Source organism: Streptomyces sp. NBC_00667 (assembly GCF_036226825.1).
GTDB lineage: Bacteria > Actinomycetota > Actinomycetes > Streptomycetales > Streptomycetaceae > Streptomyces.
The window spans coordinates 1,255,128-1,273,262 of sequence record NZ_CP109022.1 but is presented as its reverse complement, the minus strand read 5'-3'; the positions used below and the strand labels follow the sequence as shown (position 1 = coordinate 1,273,262).

Annotated in this window: 17 protein-coding genes; 11 read left to right on the top strand and 6 right to left on the bottom strand. The window is 73.3% G+C overall.

The genetic code is table 11. The features are described 5' to 3' along the window. Positions 1-59: 59 nt before the first annotated feature. The 4 genes from hisG (at position 60) to OHA81_RS06105 (ending at position 4,102) form a co-directional block, all read left to right on the top strand. Complete coding sequence (gene hisG / locus OHA81_RS06120; RefSeq protein WP_329193517.1) at positions 60-908, top strand: ATP phosphoribosyltransferase; 849 nt, start codon at positions 60-62, stop codon at positions 906-908. Positions 909-1,020: 112 nt separating this feature from the next. Continuing rightward, the gene (locus tag OHA81_RS06115; RefSeq protein ID WP_329193516.1) at positions 1,021-1,482 is read left to right on the top strand and encodes a PH domain-containing protein; all 462 of its coding nucleotides are present in this window, start codon (positions 1,021-1,023) and stop codon (positions 1,480-1,482) included. Between the two features lie 197 nt (positions 1,483-1,679). Next, positions 1,680-3,029, top strand: a complete 1,350-nt coding sequence (locus OHA81_RS06110) for a hemolysin family protein (RefSeq protein ID WP_329193515.1) — start codon at positions 1,680-1,682, stop codon at positions 3,027-3,029. Then, positions 3,026-4,102 (top strand): hemolysin family protein, encoded by a 1,077-nt coding sequence (locus OHA81_RS06105; protein ID WP_329193513.1) that lies wholly within the window; start codon positions 3,026-3,028, stop codon positions 4,100-4,102. The genes OHA81_RS06110 and OHA81_RS06105 overlap by 4 nt, the downstream gene beginning before the upstream one ends. Before the next feature lie 12 nt (positions 4,103-4,114). Here the strand turns inward: OHA81_RS06105 and OHA81_RS06100 are convergent, their stop codons facing one another. The 3 genes from OHA81_RS06100 to OHA81_RS06090 form a co-directional block, all read right to left on the bottom strand. Next, complete coding sequence (locus OHA81_RS06100) at positions 4,115-5,095, bottom strand: phosphotransferase family protein (protein WP_329193510.1); 981 nt, start codon at positions 5,093-5,095, stop codon at positions 4,115-4,117. 62 nt (positions 5,096-5,157) lie between these two features. Continuing rightward, positions 5,158-7,101: an AAA family ATPase gene (locus OHA81_RS06095; protein WP_329193508.1), complete on the bottom strand. Its 1,944-nt coding sequence runs from the start codon at positions 7,099-7,101 to the stop codon at positions 5,158-5,160. Positions 7,102-7,481: 380 nt separating this feature from the next. Beyond that, positions 7,482-8,099, bottom strand: coding sequence for a uridine kinase family protein (locus OHA81_RS06090; RefSeq protein WP_329202032.1), 618 nt, complete (start codon positions 8,097-8,099; stop codon positions 7,482-7,484). Between the two features lie 165 nt (positions 8,100-8,264). Here OHA81_RS06090 and OHA81_RS06085 point away from each other — a divergent pair, with 165 nt between their 5' ends. The 3 genes from OHA81_RS06085 (at position 8,265) to OHA81_RS06075 (ending at position 10,616) form a co-directional block, all read left to right on the top strand. After that, positions 8,265-9,635 carry a peptidase C39 family protein gene (locus tag OHA81_RS06085; protein ID WP_329193506.1) on the top strand — a complete coding sequence of 457 codons (1,371 nt, stop codon included), beginning with the start codon at positions 8,265-8,267 and terminating at the stop codon, positions 9,633-9,635. Between the two features lie 139 nt (positions 9,636-9,774). After that, the gene (locus OHA81_RS06080; RefSeq protein WP_329193504.1) at positions 9,775-10,221 is read left to right on the top strand and encodes an SPW repeat protein; all 447 of its coding nucleotides are present in this window, start codon (positions 9,775-9,777) and stop codon (positions 10,219-10,221) included. Positions 10,222-10,442: 221 nt separating this feature from the next. Then, complete coding sequence (locus tag OHA81_RS06075) at positions 10,443-10,616, top strand: SCO1431 family membrane protein (RefSeq protein WP_329193502.1); 174 nt, start codon at positions 10,443-10,445, stop codon at positions 10,614-10,616. Positions 10,617-10,640: 24 nt separating this feature from the next. On the opposite strand, the gene OHA81_RS06070 is transcribed toward OHA81_RS06075, so the two are convergent. Both OHA81_RS06070 and OHA81_RS06065 read right to left on the bottom strand, forming a co-directional pair. Beyond that, a complete protein-coding gene (locus OHA81_RS06070) occupies positions 10,641-11,576 on the bottom strand; it encodes a DUF6114 domain-containing protein (protein WP_329193500.1) in 936 nt (311 codons plus the stop codon). Continuing rightward, a complete protein-coding gene (locus OHA81_RS06065) occupies positions 11,567-12,175 on the bottom strand; it encodes a DUF6230 family protein (RefSeq protein WP_329193498.1) in 609 nt (202 codons plus the stop codon). The genes OHA81_RS06070 and OHA81_RS06065 overlap by 10 nt, the downstream gene beginning before the upstream one ends. A gap of 98 nt (positions 12,176-12,273) precedes the next feature. On the opposite strand from OHA81_RS06065, the gene OHA81_RS06060 reads away from it, so the two are divergent. Next, a complete protein-coding gene (locus tag OHA81_RS06060) occupies positions 12,274-13,026 on the top strand; it encodes a TetR/AcrR family transcriptional regulator (RefSeq protein WP_443056452.1) in 753 nt (250 codons plus the stop codon). 147 nt (positions 13,027-13,173) lie between these two features. Continuing rightward, positions 13,174-14,346, top strand: a complete 1,173-nt coding sequence (locus OHA81_RS06055) for an acyl-CoA dehydrogenase family protein (RefSeq protein ID WP_329193496.1) — start codon at positions 13,174-13,176, stop codon at positions 14,344-14,346. A 530-nt stretch (positions 14,347-14,876) separates the two neighbouring features. On the opposite strand, the gene OHA81_RS06050 is transcribed toward OHA81_RS06055, so the two are convergent. Beyond that, positions 14,877-15,710 (bottom strand): class I SAM-dependent methyltransferase, encoded by an 834-nt coding sequence (locus OHA81_RS06050; protein WP_329193493.1) that lies wholly within the window; start codon positions 15,708-15,710, stop codon positions 14,877-14,879. A 135-nt stretch (positions 15,711-15,845) separates the two neighbouring features. Between OHA81_RS06050 and OHA81_RS06045 the strand changes: the two genes are divergently transcribed. Beyond that, complete coding sequence (locus tag OHA81_RS06045) at positions 15,846-16,979, top strand: hypothetical protein (RefSeq protein WP_329193491.1); 1,134 nt, start codon at positions 15,846-15,848, stop codon at positions 16,977-16,979. Between the two features lie 46 nt (positions 16,980-17,025). Continuing rightward, positions 17,026-18,123, top strand: a complete 1,098-nt coding sequence (locus OHA81_RS06040; protein WP_329193490.1) for a phosphotransferase family protein — start codon at positions 17,026-17,028, stop codon at positions 18,121-18,123. The last annotated feature ends 12 nt before the right edge of the window (positions 18,124-18,135 follow it).

The window sequence follows — 18,135 nt, the reverse complement described above, 5'->3', positions numbered from 1 at the left end:
CTTCACGCGGGCCCCCGCCCGCGCCACTCTTTCGCACCTACGCACCCAAGGAAGCCCCCATGCTGCGCATCGCCGTCCCCAACAAGGGTTCACTCTCCGGACCGGCGTCGGCGATGCTCCATGAGGCCGGCTACCGGATGCGCAAGGAGTCCAAGGAACTCGTGGTCGTCGACCCCGAGAACGAGGTGGAGTTCTTCTACCTCCGCCCCAAGGACATCGCGATCTACGTGTCCTCCGGCAAGCTCGACATCGGCATCACCGGCCGGGACCTGCTGCTCGACTCCGGCGCCAGCGCCGAGGAGATCCTGCCGCTGAACTTCGGCCGGTCCACCTTCCGCTACGCCACCCTGCCCGGCACCGCGAAGGGCCCCGAGGACTTCACCGGGATGACGATCGCGACCTCGTACGAGGGAATCGTCGCCAAGCACCTCGCCGAGAAGGGCATCGACGCCTCCGTCGTCCACCTCGACGGCGCGGTCGAGACCGCCATCCAGCTCGGCGTCGCCCAGATCATCGCGGACGTCGTGGAGACCGGCACCAGCCTGCGCAACGCCGGCCTGGAAGTCATCGGCGAGCCGATCCTCACCTCCGAGGCCGTCGTCATCCGCGGCAACGGCACCGACCCGGCCGACCCGCAGGCCCAGCAGTTCCTGCGCCGCCTCCAGGGCGTCCTGGTGGCCCGCAGCTACGTGATGATGGACTACGACTGCCGCGCCGAGCACCTGGAGCGCGCGGTCGCCCTCACCCCCGGCCTGGAGTCGCCGACCGTCTCCCCGCTGCACAACGAGGGCTGGGTCGCCGTCCGGGCCATGGTTCCCGCCAAGGAAGCCCAGCGGATCATGGATGACCTGTACGAGCTCGGCGCGCGCGCGATCCTCACCACCTCCATCCACGCCTGCCGTCTCTGACACCCCTGCCCGTCACGGACACCAACCCGTCACGGACGCCAGCCGTCACCGACACCACCCGCCACTGACACGACCCGGCACTGCCGGAACCTCGCAGAACCGAGCGCACACCATGGCCGACGCCGCCGCCCAGCCCGAACCGCCCGCCCTGCCGGTCACCTTCCGCCCGACCCGCACGAGGGCCGTGCTGCTGGGCGCCGGCCTCGCCGTCTTCGTCACGATCACGGCGATCGCCCTGCTCCTGAACCTGCACCCCGGCGAGCGGATCAGCTTCGTCTTCACCGCGGTCCTGCTCAGCTCCGTCCTCGTGCTGCTCAGCCGCCCCAAGGTGGTCGCGGACGAGGCCGGGGTCACCGTCGTCAACCTCACCCGCACCCGCCGCCTGGAGTGGGCGCAGATCCTGCGGGTGAACCTCCGTCCGGGCGACCCGTGGGTCTTCCTCGACCTGAGCGACGGCACCAGCCTGCCCGTCCTCGGCATCCAGCCCGGCATCGCCAGGGCCCGGGCCATCGGCGACGCGCGCACCCTGCGCGCGCTGGCCGAAACCCGCGGAACCGGTACAAAGGGCCACTGACCCCGGGCATCCCCGCTGCGTCCCATTGCGGCGGCGATCCCAATGACTACCCTGGTGGCGGGGCGCAGCTGTGCGCCCTCCCACCGGCCCCGGGACCCCGTGGCCCGTGGGCAACTGCGACTTGAGGAGTGACTCCCTCCAGCAATGGACGGATCGTCCGGTAGTACCCGCGCCGCCCTCCCCGTGGAGGCGGCGGCATGACCATCCCGCTACTCCTTCTCGTGGCGGCATTCGCCCTGATCCTCGCCAACGGCTTCTTCGTGGCGGCCGAGTTCGGCCTCGTCACCGTGGAACGGCCCGAGGCCGAACGCGCCGCGGCCGACGGTGACCGCCGTGCCCGCACGGTCGTCAGCGCCCTGCGTGAGCTGTCCTTCCAGCTCTCCGGCACCCAGCTCGGCATCACCATCACCTCCCTGGTCGTCGGCATGCTCGCCGAACCGGCCCTCGCGGCCCTGCTGTCCGGTCCGCTCGCCGCCACCGGGCTGCCCGCGGGAGCCGTCTCGGGCGTCTCCGTCGTCATCGGCATGCTGCTCGCCTCCGCCGTCCAGATGGTCGTCGGCGAACTCGTCCCGAAGAACTGGGCGGTCTCCCGCCCGCTCCAGGTGGCCCGGTTCGTCGCCGGACCGCAGCAGTCCTTCTCCCGTGCCTTCCGGCCGGTCATCGCGGCCCTCAACGCCGTGGCGAACCGTCTCGTACGGGCGCTCGGCGTGGAGCCGGCCGAGGAGATGGCCTCCGCCCGCACCCCCGGCGAGCTCGTGTCCCTGGTCCGCCATTCGGCTCAGGCCGGCGCCCTGGAGCAGGACACCGCCGACCTGTTCGTACGGACCCTGTCCCTGGGCGGGCTCACGGCCCAGCACGTCATGACGCCCCGGGTGAAGGTCAGCGCCCTGATGCACACGGCCACCGCGGCCGACGTGCTCAACCTGACCCGGGCCACCGGCCTGTCCCGTTTCCCGGTCTACCGCGAGCGCATCGACGAGGTCACCGGCGTCGTCCACCTCAAGGACGCCCTCGCCGTACCGGAGGCGGAGCGCGCCCGCACCACCGTGACCCGCATCTGCGTCGCCCCGCTGCTGGTGCCCGGCTCGCTGCCGGTGCAGCCGCTGCTGGAGCGGCTGCGCAGCGAACAGCCGATGGCCGTCGTCGTGGACGAGTACGGCGGCACCGCCGGTGTCGTCACCCTGGAGGACATCGTGGAAGAACTCGTCGGCGAGGTCCGCGACGAACACGACCTCGCGGAGGACGACAGCCCCGAGCTGGCAGCCGTGCCCGCCGAGGACGGCCGCCCGTCCTGGGAGGCCGACGGAAGCTGCCGCGTGCACACCCTGCGCCGGATAGGCCTGGAGGTACCCGAAGGCCCGTACGAGACCGTCGCCGGTCTCGTCGCCGATCTGCTCGGCCGGATCCCCGCCCCCGGGGACCGCGCCGAACTCCCCGGCTGGAGGCTGTCCGTCCGCCAGGTGCGCCGCTACCGGGCCGAACGGGTCCGGCTCGTACGCACCGCCCCGCTCACCGCTCCCGCCGAACTCGAGGCGGTCGGCCGGTGAACGCGCTCCAACTGCTCTTCGCCCTGCTGCTCGTGCTGGCCAACGGTTTCTTCGTCGGCGCCGAGTTCGCCCTGGTCTCCGTACGCCGCAGCCAGATCGAACCCCTCGCGTCCGGTTCCAAGCGGGCCCGCCAGGTGCTGCACGGCCTGGAGAACCTGCCCCGGATGATGGCTGCCGCGCAGTTCGGCATCACCCTGTGCTCGCTGACGCTCGGCGCGGTCGCCGAACCCACCGTGGCCCGGCTGCTGGAGCCCCTCTTCCAGGCCGTCCACGTCCCGGAGGGCCTGGTCCATCCGCTCGGCTACGCCGTCGCGCTCGCCGCCGTGGTCTTCCTCCACCTGGTCATCGGCGAGATGGTGCCCAAGAACCTGGCCATGGCCGCCCCCGAGCGGACCGCCCTGTGGTTCAGCCCCGGCCTGGTCGCCTTCGCCCGCCTGTGCGGGCCGGTCACCACCGCGCTCGGCGCCTGCGCCACCTTCGTCCTGCGGCTCTTCAAGGTCGAGCCCAAGGACGAGGTCGAAGCCGTGTACACCAGTGCCCAGCTCGGCCGGCTCCTCAAGGACTCCCGGCAGGCCGGGCTCCTGGAGCCGGTCGAACAGGAGCGCCTGGAGGACGCCTTGGAGCTGGGCACCCGCCCCGTCACCGACGTCCTCCTCGCCCGGGACCGGCTCGTCACCGTCGGCCCCGACGTCACACCGCGGCAGATCGAACAGCTGACCGTGCGGACGGGCTACTCGCGGTTCCCCGTCCGCTCCGGCAACGGCGCCTTCATGGGCTACCTGCACGTCAAGGACGTACTGGACCTGGAGGAGCGGGAGCGGGCAGTGCCCCAGCGGGTCTGGCGCCGGATGACGACCCTGTCCTCCACCCTCCCGCTGGACGACGCGCTGACCGTCATGCGCCGCGACGCCACCCACCTGGCGCAGGTCGCCGGCCCGGGCGGCCGGGTGCTGGGCCTGGTCGCCATGGAGGACGTGCTGGAGATGCTGGTCGGCGAGGTCCGCGACCCCGCCCACCGCACGCCCCCGCCGGCCCGCAGGGCCCCCGCCCCGGAAGACGCCATGGCCGGCTGATCCCGACCCCGCTCAGGCGTAGCGGTCGAACAGCGCCTGGACGTACTCCTCGAGCCTGCGGGTCAGGACCCCGGCGGCCAGGTCGGTGCGGCCCAGCTCGCGCCAGGGGACGCCCACCTTCTCGGCATCGGGGGCGAAGCCCAGCGCGTCCAGGAGCCTCCAGTAGAGGTGCTCGGCGCGGTCTTCGGCCAGGGTCCCTCCGGCGGCGGCGTACCGGTCGGCGAACCGGATGCCCGCGGGAGCGCCGTGGAGCAGGGCGAGGGCCGTAGAGCAGTGCGCCACGTCCAGGTCGGCCGGCCCCCAGGACGTCTCCACCCAGTCGACGACACCGCTGATCCGAAGACCGTCGCCGCTCCCGGTGAACAGGACGTTGCCGGGATGGAAGTCCCGGTGCAGGAAGCAGCCCCGGTAGGCGGGCGGCTCGCGGCGGATGACGTCCACGGCCCGCCGCCACAGCCCGGGCCTGTGCGTGTCCGCGGGCGGGACCGCCCGCTCCGGGGAGGTCCACGCCTGATAGGTGCGGGGCCGCCGTTGCGTGGTGACCGGCAGCCGGTGGATGCCCACCAGTTGCCGGGCCAGCAGTTCGGCGCGTTCGTCGGCGTCCTGCTCGTCCAGGCGCACGGTCCCCGGCAGCAGGCTCATCAGCAAGGAGGGGTGGTCGCAGTGCCGCGCCGTCGCGTCCACCGCGGCGAGGGTGGCCGCGGGCACGTCCGTACCGCCGAGCAGGCGCAGGACGGCCGCCTCCCGGGACAGCAGGCCTTCCGCGTGCCGGCGGAAGAACGGCTCGACGAAGGACCGCAGGACCAGAGAGCGCGCCCCATCCGGTCCCCGCAGGTCCAGCCTGCGCATCTGTGACGTCCACCCGCCGCGCAGCCGCACGGCCCGTTCCACGTACTCGCCCTCGGACAGCTGCTTCTGCACCCAGGAGCGGGTGGAACCCCAGTCCTGACCGTCCTGGTCCCCGCCGATGTCCTCGGCCCCCTCCGTCACCATGCCGGCAGGGTAACCGCCTCCCGCGGAAGGCGCGCCGGGGACCCGGTACGCCGGCTCCGCCGCTACAACGGCGGTGGCTCCGGGCGCTCTTGGGGGCCCCGGCCGGAGAGGACCTCGCCGTACGCCTGCATCAGGTCCGCCAGCCGCAGCGTGGAGAGGTCCTCCCGGGAGGGGTCGCCTGCGAAGCCCGCCAGGCGCAGGTCCCGGTAGGCGCAGCTCTTCTCGTAGAGGGTGCGCAGGAACCGGCCGTTGCCCAGTTCGTCGATCCAGCCCTGCTCGACCACGTGCCCGCTGATGCTGCGCAGCTCCTCCAGCGCCTCCTCGTCCCAGCGGTCGCCGTTGCCGTCCGCCAGCACCTCCCCGATCGAGGTCAGTTCGAGGGGACGGTAGCTCGGGAAGTCCACTCGGGTCGTGAACCGCGAGGAGAGTCCCGGGTTGGTGCTCAGCAGCCGGTCCATCCCGGCCGGGTAGCCCGCGAGGATCACCACGAGGTGGTCGCGGTTGTCCTCCGCGCGCTTGAGGAGCACCTGTAAGGCCTCGTCCCCGTATGCGTCACCCTTGCTGTAACCGGAGTTGGACAGGCTGTACGCCTCGTCCACGAACAGCACCCCGCCGATCGCGGAATCGATCAGCTCGTTCGCCTTCACGGCCGTCTGCCCGAGGAACTCGCCCACCAGATCGGCCCGCTGGGCCTCCACCAGGTGGTCGCCGCCCAGCAGGCCGAGCGCGTAGAAGACCCGGCCCAGGATCCGGGCCACCGTGGTCTTGCCCGTACCGGAGGGCCCCGAGAAGACGAAATGCCGCTTGGGCGGCTGCACCGGGAGGCCTTGGCCCGCCCGCAGCCTGGCCATGTGCAACTGCGCCGAGAGGGCTTTCACCTGCCGTTTGACGGGCTCCAGGCCCACCATCCGCTCCAGCTCCGCCAGCGCCTGCGCCAGCGCCCGCGGGTCGGCGGGCCCGGCCGGAAGGCCCACGGGCGCGCCCTGGGCCGGTAACGCCGCCTTGTGCCGCGTCCCGTCCGCCCGGCCCCCGTCCGGAGGACCGAAGCGGGGCTCCGGCGGGTCGGGGAGCAGCGGGTCCGGCTCCGCCTGGCCGTCCGCCGCGACGTCCTGCGCGGGGGCGCCGCCCCCGCCGCCGAGGGCGACCGCCGCCAGGTCCCCGCCGGCCGGGGCGGGCCCGTGCCCGGCGAACTGCTCGCCCACGTGCCCGTAGGCCGCGTAACCCGCCATGTCGTCGGGGTCGCTGCTGTCGGCGATCGCCGTCAAGCGGGCCGCGGTGTCCATGAACGCCGGGTCCACCCGGTGCACCGCCCGGTACAGCGGCAGCGCGGCGGCGCTGCGGCCGGTCCCCTCGTGGGCCCGCGCCAGCCAGTACCGCAGCTCCTTGCGCTGCGGCTGCTCGCTGCGACAGCGCATCAGCGCCGCCGCCAGCATCGGCTCCGCCTGCCCGTACATCTCCAGCCGGACCCGGGCCATCCCGCCGAACAGGCGTGCCTCGATGCCCAGTTGCGGATCGTCCACCAGCGGTTCGGTGTGCCGCACCAGCTGCTCCCAGTCCTTGACCAGGTAGGCCCGGCAGGCGTGCAGGAAGCGGACCTGCGGATCGGTGTCGACCGGGGGCAGGGCGGCCAGCGCCTGGTCCAGCTCGGGCACGTGGCGGCCGTCCAGCCAGTGCGAGGCGTGGGCCAGCAGCAGGTCGCGGCGGCTCTCCAGCACCGGCTGCACCCACCAGCCCAGCCAGTACCAGGAGTTCAGCGTCCTGCGGTGCCGGGCGCGCTGCTCCCCGAAGCGGTCCCGGTGCGCGTACATGCGCAGCAGCGCGTTGGTGGTGTCCGCCCTGAGCGCGTGCAGGCCCAGCCAGGCGTCCGCCATCGCGGGATCGAGCCGCACCGCCGTGCGGAACTCCTCCTCGGCCTGCGGATAGGCGCCCATGGTGCAGGCGTCGACCCCGCGCAGCCAGGCGAGTTCGGCCGGGGCGTGGGTGCTGCCCGGCATGCCGAAGTCCATCACATCCCCCACAAGCCTGCCCCCGTGGTGCGCGGCAACCCTCGGATCACTCCCGTGGGTTGTCCACCATGCCGATGAAATCAGGGCTGCATCGTACCTGCGGTGACGCTCCTTACCCAGGGTGCGGCAGCCGCGGGTCCGGAGGCCCCCGCGGACCCCACTGGTGACTCAGCGTGAAGGAAGTGGAGGGGATCGCGGTCGCGGCCGGCCGTCCGCGGCCCGCGCCGGGACAGAACGAAGCCCCCGATCACGGGGGAACAATCGGGGGCCTCGCGTCCGCCGCGGTCGCTGCGGACCGCGCATTCAGAACGTAAGGCCGCCGCGGGGGCGAGGTCAAGCGGCTCGGGGAACCCCCGGCGCAGGGCCGTCGGGGGCGGCGCTCAGGCCCGGGGGAGTCCGTGACGTTGGGTGACCGAAGCCGGGGTTCGCGCAGTCGCAAGAGCCCCGGAAGTCCACTCGTATCCCGTACCGCTCTGGCGTACCAGGGTGTCGGCGAAGGGGCGCGAAGGGTCGCCCGAGAAGTGCACGAGCTCCGCGCGCTCCCATTCGTCCCAGAAACCGTGAAGTTCACGCCCGTCCCGGCTGCGCCCGCGCCCCCAGGACACCTCGCGCGGCGTCTCCAACCACAGCAGCCGCGCCAGCCACGGACGCAGGGCCCGCCGGCCCGCCCCGACGCCCTCGACGATCACCACCGGGACCGGCTCCAGCACCCGCTCCGGGCCGAACCGGCGCAGCACCCAGTCGTACGGGGCCCAGCGCGCGGGCCGGCCGGCGGCGAGCGGCTCCAGGACCTGGGCGCTGAGCCGCCCGAACCAGTCGAACAGTTCCTCGTGCGTGGCCACCTCGTCCAGGTGCAGCACGGGAGCTCCGCCCAGGGTCTCGGCGAGGCGCTGCGCGAAGGTGCTCTTGCCGGATCCGGCGTGCCCGTCGACGCCGATCAGCCGGACCGGCCCGAGCGAGGGCGACAGGGCGGCGAGCTCCCGCGCGAGTGGGCCCAGGGGCCGGCCGGGGGAGAGGGGGGACTGCTCGGGCTGCTCCACCCGGCCAGCCTATGACGTGCGTGCCTCCGACACGGTCCCGCGGCTTCCGTCACCCGTCGCGCGGGAACTGGGAGGGTGGAGCAGCAGCCGATCCCGCCGTACCGACCCCAGGGGGCCACCACCATGACCGCACCCACCCCGCGCAGGGCCCTGCTCGCCGCAGCCCTCGCGGCCGCCGCCGTGGCCACGGTCCCGGGCGGGAAGGCCACGGCCGCCACCGCGCCCCACCGGGAGCGCGAGCGCGGCGCCACCACGCCGACGATCGACAACCGCTTCTGGTACTCGTACGCCCACTGGCAGGCCGGCACCCACCGCGGTACCGGGGCCGTGGCCGGAGACCGCCCGGGCCTGGAGATCGCGACCCCGGCGGGCCGGACCGAGTACACCGACCCGCACACCGGCAAGACCGCCGCCTGGGACCACGCCACCTGGACCTCCCCCGTGCACCGCTCCGCCGTCCCCGCCACCGAGGCCGTCGCCTCGTGGAACGCCCGTACCCCGGCCGGTACCTGGATCCAGGTCGAGCTGCGCGCCACCTACGGCGACGGCACGGCCACCCCGTGGTACGTGATGGGCCGCTGGGCCTCCGGCGAGGGCGACATCCGCCGCACCTCGGTCGACGGCCAGAGCGACGGCCGCACCACCGTGTGGACGGACACCCTGGCGGTCGACCCCGCCGCGAAGGCGAGCGGTCTGCGCCTGCGGGACTGGCAACTGCGCCTGACCCTGTACCGCAAGCCGGGCACCGCCGTCAGCCCCACCGTCTGGCTGGCCGGAGCCATGGCCTCGGACGTCCCGGACCGGTTCACCGTGCCCCCCTCGAAGCCCTCCGGCACGGCCCACGAGCTCAAGGTCCCGCGCTACTCGCAGGAGATCCACATCGGGCGGTACCCGGAGTACGACAACGGCGGCGAGGCCTGGTGCAGCCCCACGTCCTCCCAGATGATCATCGAGTTCTGGGGCCGCAAGCCCACTGCCGCGGACCTGGCCTGGGTGGACCCCTCCTACTCCGACCCGCAGGTCTGCCACGCCGCCCGCTCCACCTACGACGCGGCCTACAAGGGGTGCGGCAACTGGCCCTTCAACGCCGCCTACGCCTCGACCTACCGGGACATGGCCGCGGTGGTGACCCGGCTCGCCTCCCTCACTGACCTGGAAACCCTGATCCGCGCCGGAATCCCGGTCATCACCTCGCAGTCCTTCCTGCCCGAGGAACTCACCGGGGCGGGGTACGGCACCTCCGGCCACATCATGACCGTCGTCGGCTTCACCGGGGCCGGGGACGTGATCGCCAACGACCCCAACTCGGCGGACGACGCCGCCGTACGCCGGGTCTACCGGCGCACCGAATGGGAGAAGGTCTGGTTGCGCACCAGGCGCCTCAACGCCGCCGGCAAGGAGGTCCAGGCCGCCGGAGGGATCTGCTACCTCTACGTTCCGGCCCGTCCGGGCGCTGCGCGGCTCGCGGCCCTGCGCGCGGCCGGCGTGCTCTGAGGTCCGCCGGTGTGCTCCGACGTCCGTCGGTGTGCTCCGACGCCTGGCGCACCCGATTTGCCCACCACCGAATGGGTTGTAAGTGGGACATAAAGGGCAGAGGGGGTGTAGGAGCAGCTTCAACAGGAGGCAGTCCGACATGACCACGCACTCAAGCATCGAACACCACCCGGACCTCGCTGAGATGCGCACGCGGTTCGAGCAGGTCACCAGCACACCCCGCGCGCAGGCAGTGGAGGCACTGGCCCTCATCACGGGCCTCTACATCGCGGCCTCGCCGTGGATCGCCGGATTCAGCGTGCTGAGCGCGCTGGCCGTCAACAACCTCATCGCAGGCCTGGCCTACTGCCTGTGCATGGGCGGCCTGGGTACCGCGTACGAGCGCACCCACGCCATGGCGTGGACCGCCGTCGGCATCGCCGTCTGGACGATCATCGCCCCGTGGGTCATCGCGGGCAACGTGGACACGACCCGCTCGGTGGTCAGCAACGTCATAGCGGGCGTCGTCGGAACCGTGCTGGCGCTGGCGATGGCCGCCATGGCCGGTCCCGAACGCCGCGGCGCCGGACGCATGCGCCGCGCCTGACGGCGACGGCGACCGGACGCACCCGTATCCGCGCACCTGATATCCCACCCCTCCGATGAACCCGATCACGCCCGCCGCCTTCCGCGGCGGGCGTGACGCGTGGGCCGGCGCCGCGGGGGCGTCGCGCCGGCGCCGCGCGGGCACGGCGCGCGCAGTGAGGTGCGCCACCCGTGATGCTCGTCTCTACCGCGAAAGCCGCGAAGGCTGCCACATTGGACGGCATGACCGCACGCGCCTCCGCCTTCACCACCGCAGCCCCCGACCTCGCCGCCCGCCTCCGCCGCCGTGTCGGCACCGGCGGCCCCGACGGGGACACCGCCTGGCTGGAACACGTCCTCGGCTGGACCCTGGTGGTCGTGGTCGCCATGTTCGTCACCCAGGTCGGCTGGCTCTGACCCTCCCGCGCCGCGCCTGCGCCCTCACGACGCTTCCAGCCGCAGCCCGTCCGTGACGATCACGTCCGAGGTGACCAGCGCCTGCTCGGCGCTGACCCGCGTCATGAAGACGAACGGGGGAATGACCGGGGGAGCGGGCAGGCCTTCCGGGCTGAACGTGACGCAGAGCAGCCCCTCGATGCACCCGCTGAACCTGGTCAGGTACAGCGTCACGTTCCCGCGCAGCTCCAGCGACGAGGCGGTCAGCCCGTACTCGTCCCGGCCGTCCCGGGTACGCAGCCGGTAGTCGCTGAGCGAGGCGGCCGCCATCCTCAGCACCAGCACCTTGCGCGGTCCGTCGACCGTGGCGACCTCGGTGACCCCGGCGAGGGCGAAGCCCTGGGGTGCGAAGAGCGAGGTGGTCACGGTGGGCGGAGTGCGGGCCGCGGTCACCGGCGCCTGCGCGGCCCGGGCCTGAGGGGCGCCGGCCGTGGCCGTCGCCAGCAGCGCGAGCGGCAGCGCGGCGGCCATGACGCGCGGAGCGCCGCGCCGGGGGCGGGGCGCGCCACCCGGCTCCCCGGCCCCTTCCGGGCGCGGGGTCCACCCGAAGGCCAGCGCGCTGCCCGCGACGCCGAGCAGCATCCCCACCAGGAAGCCGCCGAGGTTGGTCGCCACGAAGGACAGAACCGACAGCAGCAGGGCGTGGACGCAGACGTACGCCCTCGTCCCGGGCAGGAACCACAGGAACAGCGCCGCCACGATCAGCGCGGTCCCGATCCCGATCGCCGCGACCCCGCCCAGGCCGAGGCTGACCAGCACCGCCAGCGGGGAGAGCGGGACCAGCAGCAGCTCCGCCCCGCCCAGCAGCACCAGCAGCCCGCCCCAGAAGGGCCGGGTCCGGCGCCAGGCCCGCAGCCGCCGCCGGGCGCCGTGAAGCGGGAGCCGCCGCCGGCGGGCGGGCCGCGCCCTGCCTAGAAGCACTGCTCGCCGTCCAGGGTGACGTTCAGCCGCATGCCCTTGAGCCGGAAGTTGCCGCCCGTGGCGGACCAGGCGTGCGATCTCACGTTCAGCACCTCGATGTTCCCCGCCTGGAGCCCGAACTTGCCCGGCTCGCCCTTGATCCCGTCGACCCGGTCGAGGGTGGAGGCGTCCCGGCCGATCTGGGCGGTGCCGAAGGTCGCGTCACCGTCGAGGTCCTCGCCGTCGATCACGAGATTGCCGGCGGTCACCTGCCCGGCCGGCCCGCCGGCCGTCAGCTTGAAGACCACCGCGCCCAGCGGGGTGTCCACCCGGGCGGCCTGGCAGATGTCGGCGAGCGTCGCCTCACCGATTCCGAGCAGCGCCACCGGGTGTCCCTTGCCGTCCGCCGACCGGTCCGTCTGGACGTAGGAGGCGAGGCCCCGGCTGCTCAACTTGGAGGAGGAGACCTGGAAGCTGGTCCCCGATACGGCGAAGGACGCGGCCGGCGCGCCCTGGGCCATGACCGTCGCCATCACGCCGACGGCGACCACCGCGGGCAGCGCCACGGCCGCCGTCCTGCGCCAGTCGACCCGGCCCTCCGGCCTGGTGTCCACGCTCATGGAAGTGCCTCCCGTACGTCGTCCGTGCGCAGGGAAGTGCCGAAGACAGGTCTGCCATACTGCGGGCGTCCTGTGGGAGTTCGAGGCTGGGGCCGAATTTGAATAATAGTCAACAGCGCGGTGAGGGGCGGGGCCGAGGACGCGGCCGGCAGCCCGGCGCGACCGGCCGTTCGCAGGTCCGCAGGGCCGAACTCATAGCCATCGGCCGCAAGTTGTTCGCCGACACCCCGTACGACGCGCTCTCCATGGACGACATCGCCAAACAGGCGGGCGTCGCCAAGGGGTTGATCTACTACTACTTCACGAGCAAGCGCGGCTACTACCTCGCCATCGTCGAGGACTCGGTGGCCGAACTCGTCGCCCGCGCCGGCGCGGACACCGAACTGACCGGTGCCGAGCGTGCCCGCCGGACCATCGACGGCTACCTCTTCTACGCCGAACACCACCAGGCCGCCTACCGCACCATCGTCACGGGCGGCGTCGGCTCCGACGCCGAAGTGCTCGCCCTCCGTGACGCCGTGCGCGAGGAGCTGGTGGCCACCATCGCCGAGGGCGCGTACGGGCACCGAGCCGTTCCGCCGATCGCCCGCCTGGCCCTCGTCGGCTGGCTCTCCGGGGTCGAGGGAACCACTCTGGAGTGGGTCGGCGGGCTCGGAGCGGACGGCGGCGAAGGGCTGCCCGGGCTGCCGGGCCGCGAGGAACTGGCGGCGCTGCTGGTGCGGCAGCTACGGGCCACTTTGGGGGTGATCGAGGAGTTCGTACCGCAATGCCCGGCTCCACCCGTACTCGAGGAAGCCTCGGCCGGGGGCGGGGATCTTGACGATCAACTACCGGTGACGGGAAGCCCCTGATCGGGCATACTCAAGCCGCCGCAGCCGCTGAACAGGTCCTTCCGTGATCCGGGAGGGCAGTATCGGCTGTGAGAGCACCGAGACCCGGCGGCGCGTCCCACACCTCACGCGCCGTCGCCGTGCCCGATGAGGGAGGAGAGCGCCGCCATGAACGACCGCGCCCCGCAGCCGGTGGAACGTCAGCTGCCCACCGAAGAGTCCCGCGATCTGCTCGCGCTCGTACGAGAGATCGCGCAGCGGGAGATCCGCCCCCGGGCCGCCGAAGAGGAGGACGCCGGCCGCTTCCCCCGCGAGGTCTTCGCCCTGCTGTCCGACTCGGGGCTGCTCGGCCTCCCCTACGACGGTGAGTTCGGCGGCGGCGATCAGCCGTACGAGGTCTACCTCCAGGTGCTGGAAGAGCTCGCGGCGGCCCGGCTGACCGTCGGCCTCGGCGTCAGCGTGCACTCACTGGCCTGCCACGGGCTGGCCGGGTACGGCAGCAAGGAGCAGCAGGCGGCCCACCTGCCCGCGATGCTGGGCGGCGGCCTGCTCGGCGCGTACTGCCTCTCCGAGCCGGCCGCCGGTTCGGACGCGGCCTCGCTGAGCACCAGGGCGGTGCGCGACGGCGACGACTGGGTGATCACCGGCACCAAGGCATGGATCACCCACGGCGGGGTCGCGGACTTCTACACCGTCCTCGCCCGCACGGGCGGCGAGGGCCCCAAGGGGATCACCGCCTTCCTGGTCCCGGGGGACGCCGCGGGCCTGACGGCGGCCGTTCCGGAGAAGAAGATGGGCCTCAAGGGCTCGCCCACGGCCCAGCTGCACTTCGACGGGGTCCGCGTGCCCGACGCGCGGCGGATCGGCGAGGAGGGCCAGGGCTTCACCATCGCCCTCGCCGCCCTGGACGCGGGCCGGCTGGGCATCGCCGCCTGCGCGATCGGCGTCGCGCAGGCCGCCATGGACGAGGCCCTCGCGTACGCGCTGGACCGCAAGCAGTTCGGCCACCCGATCGCGGACTTCCAGGGCCTGCGCTTCATGCTGGCCGACATGGCGACGAAGATAGAGGCGGGCCGGGCCCTGTACCTGGCGGCGGCGCGCCTGCGGGACGCGGGCAAGCCGTTCTCCCGCCAGGCGGCGATGGCGAAGCTGTTCTGCACCGACGCGGCGATGGCCGTGACGACGGACGCGGTCCAGGTCCTCGGCGGCTACGGCTACACCGCGGACTTCCCGGTCGAGCGGCTGATGCGCGAGGCGAAGGTCCTCCAGATCGTCGAGGGCACCAACCAGATCCAGCGCATGGTCATCGCCCGGCACCTGGCGGGCCCCGAAACACGCTGACCGCCCCCGCCCCCCGGGGCGGTCGGCACGACCGCCGCCCCCGGCCCGCGTGGGGCGCTCCGGGGCGCCGGACGCCCCGGAGGCCGGGTCCCCGGCCCGTCCCCTGCGCGTGGCCCGCGGCAGTCCGCCGGGGGCGGCCGGGGCAGTCGGAGCGGCCTTTCCCGCTGCCCGGGCGAAGCATCCGGAACACCGGCCCGTGCGGGTGCCCAGAACGAGGTACCGGCTCCGTGCCGGGGTACCGGTAAGCGGAACGGTTCGCGTGCCGAAGAGGGAGCTCCCCGTGGCGACCCCACGGAGGGACAGCGTGGCCATCGTCGTCGACGGCATCCACGACATCGACGGCACGACCAGCCGCCTGCGCCGCCATGACGTCGGACTCCTCGGCGAAGCGGCCCGGTACGAGGGCGCCTACCGGCCCTGCGACCTCCGCGGCCCCTCGGGGATCATCTGCGCTCCGGCGGAGCGGATCGGCCGGACCTGGGCGCCCACCGCCCGGGCGCGGCGCCCCGCCCTCCCGCCGCGCCCCCGCCCTACCCGTGCAGGCGGGTCGTGGCGAGGTGGACGGTCAAGGCGCAGGGGACCAAGCCCTCGGGTGTCGTGAGGTCGCGGACCTCGGCGGTGAAGGTCCCTCGCAGTCGTTCCACGCTCGCCGCGTCGAGCGGGCCGAGGTCGTAGACGCCGCAGAGGGCGGCCCACACCTGCCCTACCGGGCCGCTGAGGTCGATGGGGACCGTCTCCCATTCCACCGCGGCGAAGCCCGCCGGGCGGAGGACCGCGTCGAGCCCGTCCCGGTCGCGCGTCCTGCGGTCCCCCAGCGCCGGGATGCGCCGTGAGGCGGGCAGTTCCTCGCACGTGCGCCGCAACAGCCCCATGAACCGCTCGCAGGCCTCGCCGCCCACGGCCCCGCCCCCCACCACGCACGCCAGGACCCCTCCGGGGCGCAGCACCCGGGCGACCTCGGCCGCGACGTCCTCGACGTCGCTCATCAGCATCAGCGCCATGTGGGAGACGCAGGCGTCGAAGCTGTCGTCGGCGAAGGGAAGGTCCTGGGCCCGGCCCTGTTCCACCCGCGCCCCGGCGAGCGCCGGCCGGCGTCGGGCCAGCGCCACGGAATGCGCGGACAGGTCCACCCCCGCGAGGTGCCCCCCGTCCCTCCCGTCCGCCCCGGCCAGGAGTTCGAGCAGGAGGCCGTCCCCGCATCCGAGGTCCAGCACCCGTCGGCTCCCGGCCACCCGGTCGCACAGGATCTCGTAGCTGGACCGGCCGTCCGGAGCCCGGCCGGGGCCGAACGCCTGCGCGGTCACCGCCGGATGTCGGGCGTGGAACGCCCGCAGGAACGCCTCTTGCTCCGCCGTGGTCGTCACCCGGCCACACTACGTCCTGCGGGGCGGCGTTGCGTGCCGGGGTGTCACGGTGTGTCAGAAGCCTGGTACGCCCGCCAGTTTCTGACGTACCGTCATATCCGCCCGCGGAGCCCGCCCGTACGCAGGAGGTTCGTCATGCCCGCCGACCGGCCCGTCGCCCTGGACGAGTACCCCGTCCACCAGGCACCGCTGTCGATGAAGCACCTCGTCAGCGGCGACCGCAACGCCTACGACCGCTGCATCTTCCACGTCTTCGACCACGCCGGCCGGGCCGTCCTCATCCTCGGCCTCGGCGTCTACCCCAACGCCGGCGTCATCGACGCCTACGCCACTTTGCGACTCGGCGACGAACTGCTCGCCGTGCGCGCCTCCGACGCCCTCACCGACGACCGCATGAACCTCTCCGTCGGCCCCCTGCGCATCACCGTCGACCAACCCCTGAGGCGCCTCACCCTCCACTGCGACGCCGACCCCGCCGACCCCGGAGGCCTCTCCTACGACCTCACCTGGACCGCCGAGTTCCCCGCGGTCTGGGAACCGCACCACATCCAGCGGCGCGGCGACCGCCTCATGCTGGAGGGCCGCCGCTTCGTCCAGGCGGGCAACGTCACCGGCACCATCCGCGCCAAGGGCGAGGAACTCACCCCCACCCCCGGCGCCTGGACCGGCACCCGCGACCGCAGCTGGGGCGTGCGGCCCATCCCCGGCGAGGACGGCGGCCGCGCCGCCGACGAGTACCGCCCCGAGGGCTTCCACTGGCTCTGGGTCCCCGTCCGCTTCGAGGACCGCTTCCTCATGGTCATCACCCAGGAGGACGCGGACGGCCACCGCACCCTCAGCGAAGCCGTCCAGGTCTTCCCCGAGGGCAGCGGCCGCGGCGACGTCCAGCTCGGCTGGCCGCACACCGACGTCCGCTACCGCCCCGGCGGCCGCCACCCCGAGAGCGCCGTCGTCCACCTCACCGACCCGGCCCGCAAACCCCTCGAACTCGGCGTGGAGATCCTGAACTCCTCCCCGCTGGCCGTCGGCGCCGGCTACCCGCCCGCCGCCGACTGGCAGCACGGCACCTGGCAGGGCCGCGGATGGACCGACCGACGGGTCTACGACCTCTCCGACCCGGCCGCCCACCCCATGGCCGCCTTCGGCGTCACCGACCACTCGGCCCGCTTCACCCTCGACGGCCGGGTCGGCCACGGCATCTTCGAACACGGCAGCTTCGGCCGCCACGACCCCAGCGGCTTCGCCGACTACGCCTCCGTCGCACCGTAACGGCCGAGCCGAGCCGAAGACCACCCGAAGCAGCAGGAGGGACTCCATGGCAACGGCACCACGTCCGCGCACCTCCACCCGCGAGCCCGAGGAACTCGGCCGGCGCCTGACGGCCTGGCTCGACGGCCGCCTCCCCGGCGCGAAGGTCACCAACACCTCCGTACCCGGCTCCAACGGCATGTCCAGCGAGACCCTCCTCTTCGACATCGAGCACCCGGACGCCGCCGACTGCGCCTGCGCCCTGCGCCTCGCCGCCGACCCGGCCGCCTACACCGTCTTCCCCACCTACGACATGGCCCGCCAGTACCGCGTCATGCGGCTGGTCGCCGAACACACCGACCTGCCCGTGCCGCGCGTGCGCTGGCTGGAGGAGGATCCGCGACCGCTGGGCGCGCCCTTCTTCGTCATGGCCCGCGCCGAAGGCCGTGTCCCGCCCGACGTCATGCCCTACACCTACGAGGGCAACTGGCTGCACTCCGCCACCGACGCCGAACGCGCGGCCCTCCAGGAGGCGAGCATCTCCCTGCTCGCCCGCCTCCACGACCAGTTCCCGGCCGACGAAGCGCAGTTCCTCCTCCCGGCCGGCCCAGGAACCCCGCTGCGCCGGCACGTCGAGGCCCAACGCGCTTACTACGCCTGGGTGGTGGACGGCCTGGCCCCCTCACCGCTGCTGGAGCGCGCCTTCGACCGGCTGGAGGAACTCTGGCCCGCCGACGAGGGCGACCCGGTCCTCAACTGGGGTGACGCGCGCATCGGCAACGTGATCTACCAGCCCGACGGCTTCGAACCGGTGGCCGTACTCGACTGGGAGATGGCGGCGTACGCCCCGCGCGAGGTGGACCTCGGCTGGACCGTCTACCTCCACCGCTTCTTCCAGGACCTGACCGTCGGCTTCGGCCAGCCGGGCCTGCCCGACTTCCTGCGCCGCGAGGACCTCGAACGCCGCTACGCCGAACTCACCGGGCACGTCCCGCGCGACATGGAGTTCCACACCCTGTACGCCGCCCTGCGGCACGGCATCGTCATGCTCCGCATCGCCTACCGCCAGGCGTACTTCGGCGAGGTCGAGGTCCCCGCCGATCCCGACGGCCTCATCCTGCACCACGCCGCTCTCGCCGCCATGGTGCAGGGAACGTACTGGTAGGGCCCTCGGCCC

What these genes read in the sequence shown, in the direction of transcription:
- hisG (WP_329193517.1), top strand. Translation starts at nt 60, where the DNA reads ATGCTGCGCATCGCCGTCCCCAACAAGGGTTCACTCTCCGGACCGGCG.
- OHA81_RS06115 (WP_329193516.1), top strand. Translation starts at nt 1,021, where the DNA reads ATGGCCGACGCCGCCGCCCAGCCCGAACCGCCCGCCCTGCCGGTCACC.
- OHA81_RS06110 (WP_329193515.1), top strand. Translation starts at nt 1,680, where the DNA reads ATGACCATCCCGCTACTCCTTCTCGTGGCGGCATTCGCCCTGATCCTC.
- OHA81_RS06100 (WP_329193510.1), bottom strand. Translation starts at nt 5,095, where the DNA reads ATGGTGACGGAGGGGGCCGAGGACATCGGCGGGGACCAGGACGGTCAG.
- OHA81_RS06095 (WP_329193508.1), bottom strand. Translation starts at nt 7,101, where the DNA reads ATGGACTTCGGCATGCCGGGCAGCACCCACGCCCCGGCCGAACTCGCC.
- OHA81_RS06085 (WP_329193506.1), top strand. Translation starts at nt 8,265, where the DNA reads ATGACCGCACCCACCCCGCGCAGGGCCCTGCTCGCCGCAGCCCTCGCG.
- OHA81_RS06080 (WP_329193504.1), top strand. Translation starts at nt 9,775, where the DNA reads ATGACCACGCACTCAAGCATCGAACACCACCCGGACCTCGCTGAGATG.
- OHA81_RS06075 (WP_329193502.1), top strand. Translation starts at nt 10,443, where the DNA reads ATGACCGCACGCGCCTCCGCCTTCACCACCGCAGCCCCCGACCTCGCC.
- OHA81_RS06065 (WP_329193498.1), bottom strand. Translation starts at nt 12,175, where the DNA reads ATGAGCGTGGACACCAGGCCGGAGGGCCGGGTCGACTGGCGCAGGACG.
- OHA81_RS06055 (WP_329193496.1), top strand. Translation starts at nt 13,174, where the DNA reads ATGAACGACCGCGCCCCGCAGCCGGTGGAACGTCAGCTGCCCACCGAA.
- OHA81_RS06045 (WP_329193491.1), top strand. Translation starts at nt 15,846, where the DNA reads ATGCCCGCCGACCGGCCCGTCGCCCTGGACGAGTACCCCGTCCACCAG.
- OHA81_RS06040 (WP_329193490.1), top strand. Translation starts at nt 17,026, where the DNA reads ATGGCAACGGCACCACGTCCGCGCACCTCCACCCGCGAGCCCGAGGAA.